The 16,492-nt window shown below is 46.3% G+C and carries 8 protein-coding genes; 5 read left to right on the forward strand and 3 right to left on the reverse strand.

Annotated features, from left to right (window positions below; genetic code table 11):
• Positions 1–9: 9 nt before the first annotated feature.
• From ACMCM8_RS13400 to ACMCM8_RS13410, 3 genes are all read right to left on the reverse strand, one after another.
• On the reverse strand, positions 10–2,868 hold the full coding sequence (locus tag ACMCM8_RS13400; protein WP_412723112.1) for a glycosyl hydrolase 115 family protein: 2,859 nt from the start codon (positions 2,866–2,868) through the stop codon (positions 10–12).
• Between the two features lie 11 nt (positions 2,869–2,879).
• A complete protein-coding gene (locus tag ACMCM8_RS13405; RefSeq protein ID WP_412723113.1) occupies positions 2,880–4,547 on the reverse strand; it encodes a glycoside hydrolase family 43 protein in 1,668 nt (555 codons plus the stop codon).
• 189 nt (positions 4,548–4,736) lie between these two features.
• Positions 4,737–5,939, reverse strand: coding sequence for a XylR family transcriptional regulator (locus ACMCM8_RS13410; protein ID WP_412723114.1), 1,203 nt, complete (start codon positions 5,937–5,939; stop codon positions 4,737–4,739).
• A gap of 172 nt (positions 5,940–6,111) precedes the next feature.
• Here ACMCM8_RS13410 and xylB point away from each other — a divergent pair, with 172 nt between their 5' ends.
• From xylB to ACMCM8_RS13435, 5 genes are all read left to right on the forward strand, one after another.
• The gene (xylB, locus tag ACMCM8_RS13415) at positions 6,112–7,569 is read left to right on the forward strand and encodes a xylulokinase (protein WP_412723115.1); all 1,458 of its coding nucleotides are present in this window, start codon (positions 6,112–6,114) and stop codon (positions 7,567–7,569) included.
• A gap of 109 nt (positions 7,570–7,678) precedes the next feature.
• Positions 7,679–9,001 (forward strand): xylose isomerase, encoded by a 1,323-nt coding sequence (gene xylA / locus ACMCM8_RS13420; protein WP_412723116.1) that lies wholly within the window; start codon positions 7,679–7,681, stop codon positions 8,999–9,001.
• Between the two features lie 81 nt (positions 9,002–9,082).
• Positions 9,083–10,996: a sialate O-acetylesterase gene (locus ACMCM8_RS13425; RefSeq protein WP_412723117.1), complete on the forward strand. Its 1,914-nt coding sequence runs from the start codon at positions 9,083–9,085 to the stop codon at positions 10,994–10,996.
• Between the two features lie 57 nt (positions 10,997–11,053).
• Positions 11,054–12,775, forward strand: a complete 1,722-nt coding sequence (locus ACMCM8_RS13430; RefSeq protein ID WP_412723118.1) for a glycoside hydrolase family 9 protein — start codon at positions 11,054–11,056, stop codon at positions 12,773–12,775.
• A 336-nt stretch (positions 12,776–13,111) separates the two neighbouring features.
• Entirely contained in the window at positions 13,112–16,438 is a 3,327-nt protein-coding gene (locus ACMCM8_RS13435; RefSeq protein WP_412723119.1) for a TonB-dependent receptor, read from the forward strand.
• The last annotated feature ends 54 nt before the right edge of the window (positions 16,439–16,492 follow it).

Here is a 16,492-nt window from a genome sequence, read left to right on the forward strand (position 1 = left end):
ACTGTGCTATCACTTTTTATGGCGTCTTTCTGGCGGACCTAAATAACTCGGCTTTAACCCACCTGTATTAACCACAATCTTTTGTAATACAGCACCAGAAGTCAATCCATATATGGCAAGCTGATGCTGTCCAGTCGTAGGTATGGGTAGGTCCAACGTCAACACTTTTACGTTATCAAGCACGCCTTTTTCCCACCACTTCTTATCCGATTGTGAGGGCAGTTCCACAACATCAACCAATTTATTGTCCAATGCCACCGCCAGTTTAATTCCTGTCTTGGTATCAAATGGAAGTGATGGGGATAATTGCATCTGTAATTCAAACGTGCCCGTTGAGGTAAAGAAGAGCGGAAATTTCAGGGCTGGCGCATTTGTTATTTCCAAGGTGGTATAAGGTGCAACCACACTGTGCATGGCTGTTCCGGTTCGTCCGTGAACTGCAATGTGCTTCCATTGGCCCTCTTTGCTGTTGGCAACGTTGGCACTGACGGCCTGTGCGGAAATATATCCATCTCCTTCAATAAAATCACCAGATTGAGGCAAGCTCTGCAATTCAGCTTTGTTGGCTATGACTTCAATAGACGCTCCACCCCAACCTGTTCCAGTGACAACAATAGAGCCGGTATGGGTACCTGGAGGAAGTGCCTGCCAGTCAATGTGCACCTTGATGGTTTGATCAGAGGTTATCTCGCCTTGCTGATGAGATAACTTTATCCAAGAGTCCGACGGTTTAGCCTGCCACGTAAATGGCAGAGATTGGCGATTGTACACCGTGAATGAATGCGTACTCTCACCCCATAATGTAAACGGGGGTAATGCCAGTGACTGTCCTAGCCCTTCGTTGGCCGGCCAGTAGTGTCTACTCCCTTCGACCGCGACCCCCATATCCGCAACGGACGGATTCGCCAGTGCTTTTGTATGTACCACAGGCGGGAGGTTAGCAGGAGGATTACGCCAATGTACAAACCCAATATGGGGTTGTGACATCATGTGATCCCACTTCCCATCTTTTAAAGTGTGGTACTGCGCTTTCAGTGTTTCATCACGGGCAAACCACTCATTCACTTTAGCCGCCGCTGCGTTAGTGGAAGCTCTGTCTTGCTCTGCATAAAGTCTATTTAATGCCTGTGAACGATTGAGTTCAAAGAGGGTCTGAGTGGCCCACATCGGATAGCCTACTAACTGAAAAAAAGTATCGCGGTATGCCCTATCTATTTTTTCATACAGCGATTTGGCTAAAGCCGAAGCGGCTTCAAGTTTGCTACTTACGCGATCGGCTTCGTCGTAGTAGAGGATGCTGTATGTCTCAGGTGAAATAGCAGCCGGTTTTCTTGAACCATTTTGCAGCGTATAAGTTGTCAATAAGTCACTGATCTCCTTAACATACTGACCGTTAAATTGCTTGTCCACCCATTGACGGGTAAAAGTCGCAGGAGAGTTTTCATCATAGCGGGTTGGGTCCCACGCTTGGGCTAAAAAGAAGCTAATGGGTAACTCCATAGGCTTCAAGTCACCCACATTGGTTATCCAAATGCGATCTGCGCCATATTCCCACGCCAAGTTCATTTGTTCCCATACTTTGCCCAGAGGCACAGTATTTATCCAACGATAGGAGCGAGGTCCCCCGACATAATCAAAATGGTAATAGACACCCGCGCCACCTTCGCGCCCGTCTTCCTCCTGAGTGGGCAAGCGGCGAATATTGCCGAAGTTATCATCAGCCCAAAGAAGCGTAACGTCTTCTGGCACGCGCATTCCACGTTCATAAAAGCCCTGGACTTCTTTGTACAATGCCCATACCTGTGGGATTTCATTGATGGGTTTGTCGATGTGCTTAGCAAGGATCTCCCGTTGGTCACTCACAATACGCTCTAGCAAACCGATATTTTCGCCTTCACTCATTGGCGTGTCGGCTTGGCCGCGCATACCCAAAGTAAATATGGCATCTTTGTCTTGATAGCGCTTTGCTCCTTCCACCCAGAATTCGTACAACTTTTCAGGGTTGGTAGAATATTCCCACGGACCACTGCCATGGCGATTCCATTCTTTGTCAGCGCGCATCATAGGCTCGTGGTGTGAAGTGCTCATTACTATTCCCATATCATGAGCGAGATACATATTCTGCGGATCATCGTCGGCAAAGGCGTTATTCCACATAGCGGGCCACAGAAAATTCGCTTTTAATCGCAACAACAACTCAAACACGTGCTGATAGAACTCAGCGTTGTATCCGCCAAATTTCTCGTGTGTCCAACTTGATAAAGCAGGCGCTTCATCATTTAGGAAAATACCGCGATATTTTACTTTGGGCGCATCGCTCAATGGAGTTTGTGCAGTAAGGTAAACCGTTTTGCGTTGAACCACGGGTACATCTGCCCACCAATACCAGGGCGATACCCCCATTTTTTCAGATAAGTCGTAAATACCGTAGATGGTGCCTCGGCGGTCAAATCCACTGATAACCCAGGCTTTTTCAACATGTGGTAAAGGATTAGTAACCAGGTTGAGTTGGTAACCTTCCCAGTGGTTAGCCTGCTCATCAATCCTGATTTCGCCTTGGGAGATGAGTTTATCTATAAGCGGTGCTTTACCTCGCTCGCCAATCAGTACGCTATGTCTGTTTAGTAAATTAACATCGTTGACGATAGGGGGTTCTAATCCAGTGACTCGCTTGATATCAGCCTGGAGGTTTTTAGCAGCCAGTTGAATGCCAATATTACTGTCTGGAGACACCCATAGGGTGGTGACCTGCTTTGTCTCACTGTCCGCTACCCTGAAACCCTCTTTGAACGGTTCAAAGACAACATAAGCCATGGATGACTGAGCAATGACCATTGCAATTAACAGTACGCACATTCGCTTAAACATAATACTCTCCGTTAGTCTTGTCGCACGTGTAAACCCAACGTAGTACCCACAAAGCCGCCTGCAGTTTGCGTACTCAGTAATCGTCCATCGAGCTTTTTGGCCGCTGGTATCTCTTTGTGTGACGGGATACCTGTGTAACCCGACATATCGCCGAAGTAGAACTGTATTTCACCCTCATGACCTGAAATACGTAAATAAACAGGCTCACCTGCTGCCACAGACAGTGATTCGGTGGCAATCACAGCAGAATCCCCTTCTATGGTACGTTCTATAAATACCCTTGCCCCCTTCTCTGCACGACTTACCCCTAAGAAGTAATGAAAGGCCTCACTTTGAAATGCCACTAAACCTCCACTGATATCCTCATCATCTGGGACTAAAACAGACGTAGAGACCTCATAACTCGAATGTGCTTGATGTACACCGATATAGGCCACTTGTTCTACAGTACTTAACGATGCAGCGAGCGGTGCTAAGTGTAACTGGTCATCCTCTAGGGTTAACCAGCTTCTATCAAAGGTACGAACCCCCTGCCATCGCCATGAGAGCTGAGGCTCAGAGAAATCATCTCGCCATGAATTGAAATTAGTACTCTGCCCCTCAATCTCGGGATAAGGTTTGAGCAAGGATAAGGGAATAGCCTTATCTGGCGTTAATATAGTCGGCCAATCGTCTTCCCATTGCATCGGCAACAGAAACGTTTCCCGGCCAGTGTTGTAACGGTTATCACCGTAAGGGCGAGTGGCTAAAAATACGCTAAACCATCGTCCATCAGGACCTTGGATAAAATCCGCGTGTCCAGCCGCATCGACAGCGTTTTCTCTAGGAAACGGTAAATGACGTTGGGTTAATATGGGATTACCTGCGTAGGGTTCAAAAGGTAAATCGAGAGAACGCGTTCTGAAAATCACTTGGGAATGCTGTGGCCCCGTCCCCCCTTCTGCACAGATGAGGTAGTACCAACCGTCTTTTTTATAAATATGCGGCCCCTCAATCCATACAGGTCTTTGACTGATATCCACACCTCCATCAACCAGCAACCGACGTGTTCCAGCCACGACGCTTTTAGTCGTTAAATCTAATTCCCACATCCAGATGGAGCGATGACCGTTATACAGGGGCTCGCCGGGGGGGGCATCATTATGGGTAACATAGGCTTTGCCGTTGTCATCAAAAAACAAATCTGGGTCGATGCCTCCCACCTCTTTAAGCCAAATTGGCTTTGACCAAGGCCCTGCAGGATCCCTAGCTGTTAAAAGAAAATTGCCGCCACTGTCTACCGCTGTAGTGATCAGGTAAAACACATCATTGTAATAGCGTATGGTAGGGGCAAATATACCTCTGGAAATAGACAGACCGTCAAAGTCGATACCGGACTGCCGAGTCAAAGCAAAGCCTACTTGACGCCAATCAACCAGATTTTTACTGTGAAAAATAGGTAAGCCGGGCGTGTAAGCGAAGGTTGATGTGACGAGGTAGAAATCCTTGCCCTTTCGCGTGATGGATGGGTCGGGATAAAACCCTGGCAACACTGGGTTGCGAAATTGCGATTTCGCTAATGCAGGCTCAAGTTCTGGTGTGGAGTACGCAAACCAATCAAATATTACCGCATTCGCCTTGATTGAAGAGTGCATAAGCATACTGCTTGCAATGAACAAGGCAAGGTAGTGCTTTAACATGTATTAACCATCCATTTACCATATTGAACATGGCATTTAACGTGAAAGGTCAGGTACGTTCAATGCGATAACTTTACGAAATACAGTAATTTGAATTGCGTTTTTTCAACGATATCAGTCACAGAATCAGGCCGGTTAGACTATTGCTGTGTCGTGTTTTACCCAGCTATATCTAACCCACCCGCGCTCTTAAGACACTCTCAGCAAGGTATCGTTTTCTTCTGACTGACTGGTAGCATCACGGTACTCTTTAGGTGTCTGGTTGAAGTGCTTTTTGAAAACGGCATACATGTATTGCAGCGAAGGATATCCACAAATTTTTGCGATTTGCGAGGTAGGCTCGCTGCTGTTTTCTAACATTTTGCAGGCGCGCTGAAGCTTTTCGTTGTGTATTTCAGTATGAATACTGTGTCCCCGTTCTTCCCTAAACCGGTTTTCCAGATTAGAACGTGATACCCCAACGTAGTCTAACACCTGCTCGACCTTGATACCGCGACTCGCATTTTGTCGAATATAATGCATGGCTTGCATAACGTGAGGATCACTAATGGCTTTGAAGTCTGTTGATTGGCGCTCGGCAACACATTCAGGCGGGATCAAAATAGGCTTTTTAGGTGCATTATGCCCCTTCAGCATTTTATGTAATAAGCGAGCCGCTTGCTCACCTAGTTCAAAGCAGCCCTGTCTTACTGAACTCAAGCTGACCCGGCTTAAATATCTGGCAAGCTCGTCATCGTCAATTCCGATAACAGCCATCTGATCGGGAATAATCATACCAATGTGATCACACACCTGTAGTAGGTGCCGTGCGCGGGAATCGGTGACAGCAATAATGCCAATAGGTGTTGGTAAGCTTTTTAGCCAATCAGCCAAACGCTTGGTGGTATATTGCCACGTTTCCGGGCGAACCGGATGGCCACGGTAAACATAACATTCGTAACCCTGAGCACGCGTTATCTCAAGTACGGCATTCTCTCTTTCTTGTGCCCAACGGGCGTGTTCGTTCACGGGAGCACCATAAAACGCAAAGCGTTGAATACCTTTTTGTCGCAAGTGTTCAAATGCCGCTTGAACTAATGCGTGATTATCAGTGGCCACATAGGGTACATCGGGATAGTCAGCCGGATTCTGGTATGACCCTCCAATACCGACAACAGGTACCTTTGCTTTTTGCAAAGCCGCCTGTATTTCTGGATTATCATAATCGGCAATAATACCGTCACCACTCCATTCATCCAGATGTTCTAATCGCGCCATGAAATCTTCTTCAAGATACAAATCCCAATCCACTTTCGAGGTTTGAAGGTAATCCCCCACCCCTGCAATGATACGGCGGTCGTAGACTTTATTGGCATTGAATAATAATGTGATGCTGTGTTTTTGTTCAAACATGTTCTGTGTCCCGTTGAACTAAATTCAGTAAATATTTTTTATGTTTTTTACTTACCTTTTGGATACTAATACAACGAATTTAAATTAACAAAATAATAACAAATTTTCGTAATTGCGATTTGATGTTTTCGCAATCAGCATACGCGGTATAACGTTTTACTTGAAGTTTGATATGTATATAGGAATAGATTTAGGCACGTCCGGTGTTAAAACCATTGTCACTGATGAAAGTGGAAAAGTCGTTGCTTCGGCGAGCGCCCCTTTAACGGTCTCTATGCCCAAACCACTATGGTCTGAACAGCAACCTGAAGACTGGTGGCAAGCTACCTGCGAGACACTAGATCAACTGGCTAGCCAGATGTCACTGGAACAAGTAAAGTCAATTGGCCTTGCAGGTCAAATGCATGGTGCTACTTTGTTAGACCGTCATGGCAACGTATTACGTCCCGCCATCCTCTGGAACGATGGTCGCAGTGCTAAACAGTGCAGTGATATCGAAAAAACCGTTTCAAATGCTCGTAGCATTACGGGCAACATCGTTATGCCGGGATTTACAGCGCCAAAACTACTCTGGGTAAAAGACAACGAACCTGACATTTATCAACAAATAGCCAAAGTACTTCTGCCAAAAGATTATTTGCGTTACAAACTCAGTGGCGAGTTTGCTTCAGATATGTCAGACAGTGCAGGCACTAGTTGGTTGGATGTGGGGAAACGGAATTGGAGTCAGTCCATGCTAATGGCATGTGGTCTGAATGAATCGCACATGCCGAAACTGTATGAAGGCACAGCTATAACCGGGTATTTATTCAATTCATTAGCCCAACGCTGGGGGATGAAATCCGTCGAAATTGTAGCGGGAGCAGGTGACAATGCGGCCGGCGCAATAGGCTGTGGTATTGTTGAACCTGGTCAAGCTATGCTTTCACTGGGTACTTCAGGCGTTTACTTTGCTGTCACCAAAGACTTTCGTAGCAAACCTGAATCGGCAGTACACAGTTTTTGCCATGCTATGCCTGACCGTTGGCATTTAATGTCAGTGGTGTTAAGCGCAGCAAGCTGTCTTCAGTGGTTCGCCAATAATTCAGGTTATCCGGATGTCGCTAGCCTATTAGAAGATGTAGAAAGTAATACCCGCGAAGATGATCCAGACACGCCTTTTTTTCTGCCCTATTTAACGGGCGAACGCACGCCACACAATAACCCGAATGCCAAAGCGGGCTTTTTCGGTGTGACCGCTTCTACCACTCGTGCACAGATGGCTCAAGCGGTGATCCAGGGAGTTTCTATGGCGTTAGCTGATGGTATAGATGTGGTTCACAATTGTGGGGTAAATGTGGCGGGTATTAGCCTGATAGGCGGCGGCGCGAAAAGTGTGTATTGGCGTCAATTACTGGCCAATGTATCAGGCGTTCCCATGGACTATCGCGAGGGGGGAGATGTAGGACCCGCACTAGGTGCAGCACGATTAGCACAAGTCGCCTCTAATCCTCAGCAATCCATTTCTGATATATGCCCTGTACCTAATCGCATTGGTGCGTATGAGCCCAATCGGTCATTAAGAGACTATTATCACCATCGACGTCAGAAATTCCGGGAACTCTATTTTAGCCTTGAGCCTCTGTTTTAATAAAAAACACAAGACGCGTTCAAATTAACATAATTGCCCAATTGGCTGCGCTTGAACATTATTTGCAGTCATTATTCAACGGCCACTCGGCCAAATTTTGGAGCTAAATATGGCAGACTACTTTCAGGACATCAGCCCCATCCAGTACGAAGGTGCTGAGTCAACTAACCCACTCGCTTTCAAACACTATAATCCCCAAGAAGTGGTGTTAGGTAAAACGATGGAAGAGCACCTTAGGTTCGCTTCTTGTTACTGGCACAATTTCTGTTGGGATGGTGCCGATGTGTTTGGCGGCGGCACTTTTCAGCGACCTTGGCTACAGGCGGGTGATGCTATGGCACGCGCCAAGCAAAAAGCAGACGTTGCCTTTGAGTTTTTCGGTAAGTTAGGCGCGCCTTTTTATTGTTTCCACGATATTGATGTTGCCCCGGAAGGCGAATCCATCAGTGACTACGTGCGCAACTTTGGTGAAATGACCGATATTCTAGGTCAAAAGCAAGAAGAAACAGGGATGAAGTTGCTTTGGGGAACGGCAAATGTGTTTAGTCACCCTCGCTATATGTCAGGTGCAGCCACTAATCCGGATCCAGCTATCTTTGCCCGCGCTGCAACCCAAGTTTTTCATGCAATGAATGCCACGAAGACACTTGGTGGCGCTAATTATGTATTGTGGGGTGGTCGTGAGGGATATGAAACCCTACTTAATACTGACTTAAAGCGTGAAAGAGCCCAGCTGGGTCGCTTTATGAATATGGTGGTGGAGCACAAGCATAAAATCGGTTTCGATGGGCTATTGTTAATAGAGCCCAAACCGCAAGAGCCGACGAAGCACCAGTATGACTACGACACCGCCACGGTATATGGCTTCCTCAAAGAGTTCGGTCTTGAGAAAGAGTTTGCCGTTAACATTGAAGCCAACCATGCGACATTGTCTGGTCACTCTTTCCACCATGAAATTGCAACGGCATTTGCACTGGGTATTTTTGGCTCCATTGATGCTAACCGCGGCGACGCTCAACTTGGATGGGATACCGACCAATTTCCAAATAGCGTAGAAGAAATGACCTTGATTTGCTATGAAATTCTGAAAAATGGCGGGTATACCTCAGGGGGGTTCAACTTTGACACTAAGCTGAGACGTCAGAGTATCGATCCAGTTGACCTATTCCACGGTCACATTGGTGGCATGGATACCTGTGCACTTGGATTGAAAAAAGCGGCAGCGATCGTCGAAAGTGACTTTATTGCCGATACTAAAGCCAAGCGCTATGCAGGTTGGGATGACGCAATGGGTAAACAAATCCTAAATGGTGATTTCACATTGACATCGTTAGCAGACATGGCGACACAAAAGAACCTTGATCCCAAACCTGTTTCAGGTAAACAAGAACTGCTTGAAAACCAAGTGAATCAGGTACTCTTTGGCCGCTAATCAACCGCTTTAGCCCATTGCCTAATGTAATGGGCTTTCCCTCCATATAGGGCAACTGTTCAGCCGACAAGGGAGTAAACCATGGGTGTACGGTATCTACTATTGGTGTTGTGCTTTTGCACGCAAGTTCAGGCACTCACCGTCCATCGCCTTATTTCAGATGGCGCAATTATTCAACGAAAACAGCCTGTTGCATTTTCGGGGACGAGTGATGCGCAAACCGTTAGCCTTTGGTTCAATAACACGCTGATTGAAAATGTGGTGGTCAGTGATAACCGCTGGTGCGTGATCTTACCTCCTCAAGAGGCTGGCGGACCGCATTCAATAAAGATTGATGCAGAAGAAACGCTAAGCATCAATGACGTGTACTTTGGTGATGTCTATTTAGCTTCAGGGCAATCCAACATGGAACTCACCATGGCCAGGGTTAAAGAAGCCTACCCCCGTGATGTTGCAAGCGCTAATTTCCCTCTTATTCGCGAGTTTACTGTTCCTGACGAGTACCGTTTTGATGGCGAAAACAATGATTACCAAGGGGGGCAATGGAAAAACGCCACACCAGAAAACATTGAACAGTTATCTGCCGTTGCACACTATTTTGCGCGAGCGCTTTTCTTATCCGAGGGCGTCCCCATAGGCATCATCAATGCGTCGTTGGGTGGCTCTCCCATTGAAGCATGGATGAGTAAAGCCATTCTTACTGATTACCCTGAAGAGATCAGCAAAGGAGAATATTACGCTGATAAGGACATGGTGGCTGCAACCAAACAAAGGGAACAAGCAGCCCAAAACGACTGGTATCAATCCCTTCAGGAAAATGATCTCGGCCTTAAAAACACGCCGTGGTTCAGCCCTGAATTGTCAGATGATGATTGGGAAACGTTAATCCTGCCTAACAACCTTCCAGGCACTGAGTATGGGTTTGCAGGAATATGGTGGTTACGTAAGCATGTTTTTTTGGCTGATCTTCCCAACGCACCTCTTACTTTGCGATTAGGCAGAGTTGTCGATGCAGATGAAGCCTTTGTGAATGGTGTAAAGGTCGGCAATACCACCTACCAATACCCACCTCGAAGTTATACCGTCCCCGTATCCGCTCTGAGAAAAGGGGACAACGTGATTGCACTTAGGGTTATCTCAAATGGAGGAGACACTGGCTTCGTTCCTGAAAAACCGTACTTTCTGGGAAATAATAAAGCGAGGCTCAGCCTCTCTGGCGAATGGCAATACAAGGTTTCGTTGAAGACGGAGCAGACGCCTTCTACTACTTTTATTCGCTGGAAACCCATGGGTTTATTTAATGCCATGATTGCACCGGCAACACAGTATCCTATCAGTGGCATTTTATGGTATCAGGGAGAATCCAATGCTTCACACCCTGCCGACTACAGCGCAAAACTTACCGCGATGATAAACCATTGGCGCGACCGTTGGCAGCAACCCGAGCTTCCTTTTTTCATCGTCCAACTGACCAACTTTATGCAACGGCATGCCGAACCTTTCGACAGCAGCTGGGCACGCCTTAGAGATCAGCAATATCAAACGACTTTACTTGATAACACGGCACTTGTGGTGACCTTAGATATTGGTGAATGGAACGATATTCATCCGGTTAACAAAAAAGAAGTAGGACGTCGTTTAGCATTGGCCGCTCAACATTTAGTGTATAAGCATGATGTGATTTATACAGGTCCTGAAGTTAAATCGGTGATCAGAGAGGGAAGCGCAGTGATCATTAGCTTTAACGCTGCAGATGATGGCCTACAAGCAAATACCTCTCTTAACACAAGTTTTGCTATTGCAGGAGACGATAATCAATTCTATTGGGCAAATGTGGCGATAACAGATAATAAGGTCACATTGACACATCCAGATGTCAGTAGTCCAAAAACAGTGCGATACGCATGGGGGGACAACCCTGCTGCTGGTTTGTACAACCGCGCGGGTTTACCTGCTCCTCCATTTGAGCAAATTATAGTGACTGACCTTAAATAAAGCGCAACGAATGAATTACAACTAAAATTAATTGATGCTTAAGGCAAAGGTATTATCATGACAAAAGAAAAATGGGTTTTCTCCAAACAGGTTCGATGGCTTGCTTTTTCCATCACGACAGTAGTTTTGCTATCAAGTGGATGTTCGGAAAACAAAACTCAAACACCTTCACTCTCTACTGCGGCGAATAAAGGGGTAGCAATTCATACAAATCAAATTGGCTTTTTACCTTCACAAGACAAAGAGATTGTGATCTCCACAACTAATATTCACGACTTCGAAATCACTCACATTGGTACTCAAAAAGTTGTTTTACAAGGAAAATCAAATCAACCAACTATATGGACTCTGACCGGTGAAAGTGCTGCGATCATCGATGTCAGTGCCATCACCGAACCGGGTACCTATCGCTTAACATTATCCGACACAAGCGAAAATGCGAGCTTTACAGTCAATTCGAATGCCTATGGAGACGTACACGATGCCGCGATTAAAGCTTATTACTTTAACCGTGCGGGTATCCCCTTGGATCCTGCCTATGCTGGTGTATGGCAACGCCCTGAAGGGCATATGGATAACCACGTGATGGTGTTGAACAACTCCTCTGATATTCGCGCTAGCAGCAAAGGGTGGTATGACGCCGGTGACTACAACAAATATATTGTGAATTCGGGCATATCGACTTATACATTATTACGCGCGTTTATCGATTTTAAAGGCTTTTATGCTGAGAGGAGATGGAATATTCCCGAGTCCACCAATAACCGCCCGGATATGCTCGATGAAATTTTATGGAATCTGGATTGGATGCTCACTATGCAAGATTCAGATGGTAGTGTATTTCACAAGCTTACTACACTTAATTTTGTACAAGATATTATGCCTCATGAGGCAAAGGAGCAACGCTATTTTGTCGGCAAAGGCACTGCGGCTGCACTTAATTTTGCTGCGGTAATGGCCACCGCAGCACGTGTTTTCCCTGAGTCAGAGAACACTTATCAACATGCTGCAGAGCGAGCATGGCGATGGGCCTTGGAACACCCAAACATGTCGTATAAAAACGCGGAAAATGTACGTACCGGCGAATATGGCGATAGCGATTTTCTAGATGAATTTACTTGGGCTGCAAGTGAATTACTTGTTACCACAGGAAAAACTGAATATTTAGATGTCATCAACAAGTATATCGACGTCCCTTCTACACCTAGTTGGGCAAATACCATGGGACTTGCCTATTTGACGTTACTTAAAGAGGGCAGTCATCATGTGCCAGCCGACACTCTGGATAATTTCCAACAGACCTTTTTGAGTTATGCTAATGGACTGCTAGAAACGGATGCGAACTCTGCTTTTCATGTTGCCATGAGAGAAAAGGATTTTGTCTGGGGAAGCAATGGGGTGGCAATGAATCACGCCATGATACTAGCTACGGCATACAGCCTGACGCACGATGACAAATATCGCCAATCGATGAGTCATTTAGTCGACTATGTATTTGGGAAAAACCCCACGGGTTATAGCTTTATTACTGGGTTCGGCAACAAACCACCGCGTTTTATTCACCATCGACAATCACAAGCAGACACGATAGCAGATCCAGTGCCGGGTTTTATCGCCGGAGGCCCCCATGGCGGTCAACAAGATGATTGTCAATACCCGTCGAACCTTCCCGCAAAGTCCTACGTTGACGATTGGTGCAGCTATGCGTCAAATGAAGTGGCCATTAACTGGAACGCACCATTGGTGTATGCGCTAGCTGCAATGATTAACTTATTCTGACACGTTGCAATAGAGGCCATCACAATGCGACTTCAAACTACTCAAGTATTGGGGTCGCCTACCTTCCCCTAATTACCAATCCTGGCCGCTATAAGTTGGTACTCGTCTAACATGCGATCTCAATTCACCTAATCTATAGCCACCATGCACAATGTTAATAATTTGTTGCGATTTGTCGCTTTGGCGTTGTGATATTTTAACACTCCATTGATAGTTACATTTGACTCTATCACTATGCTTAGACCATTTCTCAGCTTTGTTTTTACACCTGATGAATCGAAGACGAAGCGAAAAAGGGACATAACAATTCCATATAATCTCAACGGAGACGTGATAATGGCTAAAGCACGGGCACACAACCGACTTGCACACCCATTTAATAAGTCCATTTTGGCATTGACCGTTTTGTCTGCTTTACACTCATCTTGGGCTCAAGAAGCCCCAGCGGTACAAGAAGAAGTAACAGAAGATGAAGAGGTAGTTGAAACGATAGAAGTTAAAGGTATTCGAGGTAATCTACAGAGTGCCCAAAACCTAAAGCGCTTTTCAGATACAGTAATTGACTCGATAACCGCAGACGATATCGGGACCTTGCCTGACCGAAGTGTACTGGAGGCCATTCAACGATTACCGGGAGTCTCAATTGAGCGTTTTGCTGGTCCTGATGATCCAGATCACTTCAGTGTCGAGGGCAGCGGCGCCATCATTCGTGGTATGACCCAAACCCGAAGTGAATTCAATGGTCGTGACTCTTTTACAGCGAATAGTGGTCGTGGTCTGTCATTTCAAGATGTATCACCTGAGCTAATGGGTGGTGTTGACATCTATAAGAATCAGACGGCGGACATGATTGAGGGGGGCATAGGCGGCACAGTCAGTTTGCGTACCCGTAAACCCTTCGACTCTGAGGGTCGGGTAATTGCATTCAGTGGAGACTATTCTTACGGGGATTTAGCTGAAAAAGGCAGTCCCACGTTTTCAGGCTTGTACAGTGATCGTTACGATCTCGATGAGAATGGTGAACTCGGCTTTCTAGTGAATTACGCTAATTCTCAATTATACGGTGAATCACACGGTATTCAATCAGATGCCTACGTTCAAGCATACGCCCGAGATCTAGCCGGTGCCGAAGCGTTTGTTGGCAATGACAACAATGGTACGGTTTGGCTGCCAAATGCCTCGAATTTGCTCAACAAGTTTGATGATCGTAAGCGCGAGGGTTTTGCCAGTACCCTTCAGTGGGAAAACGAAGATGAAACCCTTCTGGCAACTATGCAGTATATTCGTTCTGACGCGTCTTTGTCATGGCATGAGCAGGCGGTAAAATATCAAGGCGGATACTACAATATCGACAACCGTCGTACTCGCGCGCTTGACGGCACTGAGTTTGAATTTGATGACAACGGTTTGTTTGGTTCAGGTACCATGGTGCAAGGTGTCGATGGATGGCGTGCATCTGACGGAAACAATGATCGTGTTATCCGTTCATGGGAAAGCGGCGGTCGTCCGCAATTTGGTTATCCCTTTCAATTCGATTCCCGTGTAAAACAAACTGATACCCTGGTCGAAGATCTCTCCTTCAACTTGGAGTGGATGGCAACTGATACATTACAATTAATCGGTGACGTACAATACATCAAAGCCAAAACCAGTGACGATGACGTAGTAATTCACACTGGTGCTTTTGCTGGACAAACCTATGACGTCACTGGTAGTACACCTACCATGACCTTACTTGAACCCTATTTCGGGTACAGAGACGCCAACCCAGATGTATATGCAGGAGGCGTTTATCCCGGCTTTACCGATGATCCCGCTGGTGATACTAACTATTTCCAAGACCCTACATCTTATTTCCTGCGCAGCGCAATGGATCACTGGGAGCGCTCAGAAGGCGACTCTATTGCGACTCGCTTAGATGGAACTTACCGCTTAGATAGTGATGGGATCTTTACCTCGGTACAGGCTGGTGTACGCTATGCTGAACGCGAACAAACCGTCCGCTCTACCAGCTGGAACTGGGGTTCATTAGCTCCTGAATTTACAGGTGCAGCCCCTGCGGGATGGCTAGACACCATTCCGGTTGATGCTAGTAATTTTGAGCTGGTTGACTGGTCTGATTTTCACGGCGGTGGTGTAGCGAATATTCCAGGTAACCAAACTATCCATGCGACAGAAGCATACGTCCGTTCAATTATCAATGGCGCTCGGCCGTTTATGTCTGCTGGGGGGACATGGGAACCCTATCCTGATCGTGCAGGTGTTGATGACAAATACGGCATTTTCACACCAGGCGAAGTCAATATCACTAACGAAATCAACAAAGCGATTTACCTAAGAGTCAACTTTGAGGGCAATGGCGACCTGCGTTACAGCGGTAACGTTGGCTTGCGTTACGTTAGGCTTAATCGCGACGCTATTGGTGCAGTAACATTCCCGGATTTGAACCCTGACTTCCTACCACCTGAATCACTGCAAGGTGCGCCGCTTACCGCAGAGATTGTAACAAACTGGATCAGCGATCAGATTAATGCCGGTAACTACGCCAATATTGAAGAGGCATTGGAAGCAGAGGAAAACCGCTGGATAGGGGATCAACTCAACTACCTGTCTTCTTCAGAACGCGCCTTTGGTAATGATGCTGAAGAGCGTTTGTCTGCGAAAACTGACTTTAGCATGGTGCTACCAAGCGTTAACTTTAAGATGGAAGTAGCCGACGATCTCATCGCTCGTTTCGCTTACTCTAAAGCTGTGGCTTTTCCTGATATGTCTGAAATACGCAATCGTGCCACTCTAGGATCTGATTCAGTACAGACCGTAAGGCCTATTAGTAACCCCGATCCGGACAACCCACCGGAGCCTGGTTCAAATATGATCCAATCTGCCTACGTACCCGCGTGGACAGGATCGGGGGGTAACCCTTACCTTAAGCCCATGGAATCGTCACAATACGATATTGCACTTGAGTGGTATTTTGCAGAGGTAGGGCAATTAAGTGTGACCTATTTCCACAAAGATCTGAAAAACTACTTTATTCAGGGTGCTTCAGTTCAAGAGTACACTAATCCATCCACTGGTCAGTCGCAAAATGTGTTAGTTGATTCAACTACCAACGGCGGTAAAGGCACGATGGATGGTGTCGAGGTGGCCTATCAACAATTTTACGACATGCTACCAGAACCGTTTAACGGTTTAGGTATTCAGGCTACCTATACGTACATTGACGCGTCAGGTGTACCTAACAACGAAGTCGATGTAGAAGACGAAAGCTGGTTAGGCGATGACTTTACCGATACGGGCATACGGGTAAGTTTGGACAATGTGCCACTACAAGGGCAATCCAAACATACCGCTAATTTAGTTGCCATGTATGAGAAGAATGGTTGGAGTGCACGATTGGCATACAACTGGCGCTCGCGTTATCTGTTAACCACCCGCGATGTGATCTCAAAAGCACCGTTGTTCTACAATGATATCGGTCAGCTCGATGGATCTATCTTCTATAATTGGAATGAGCACCTGACTATTGGTATTCAGGGTACTAACCTGACAGACTCCCAGTCTGAAACCATTATGGTACTTAACAATGACGGGTTGGAAACTGGGCGTTCATGGTTTAGATCAGATCGTAGAATTGCCTTTGTGGTACGGGCTAACTTCTAGTTAAAGTATGGGTTGTAAATAACATCAGGCCGGCGTTTTTTCGCCAGCCTGATT

This window comes from Alteromonas sp. D210916BOD_24 (assembly GCF_047159385.1).
Classification (GTDB): domain Bacteria; phylum Pseudomonadota; class Gammaproteobacteria; order Enterobacterales; family Alteromonadaceae; genus Alteromonas.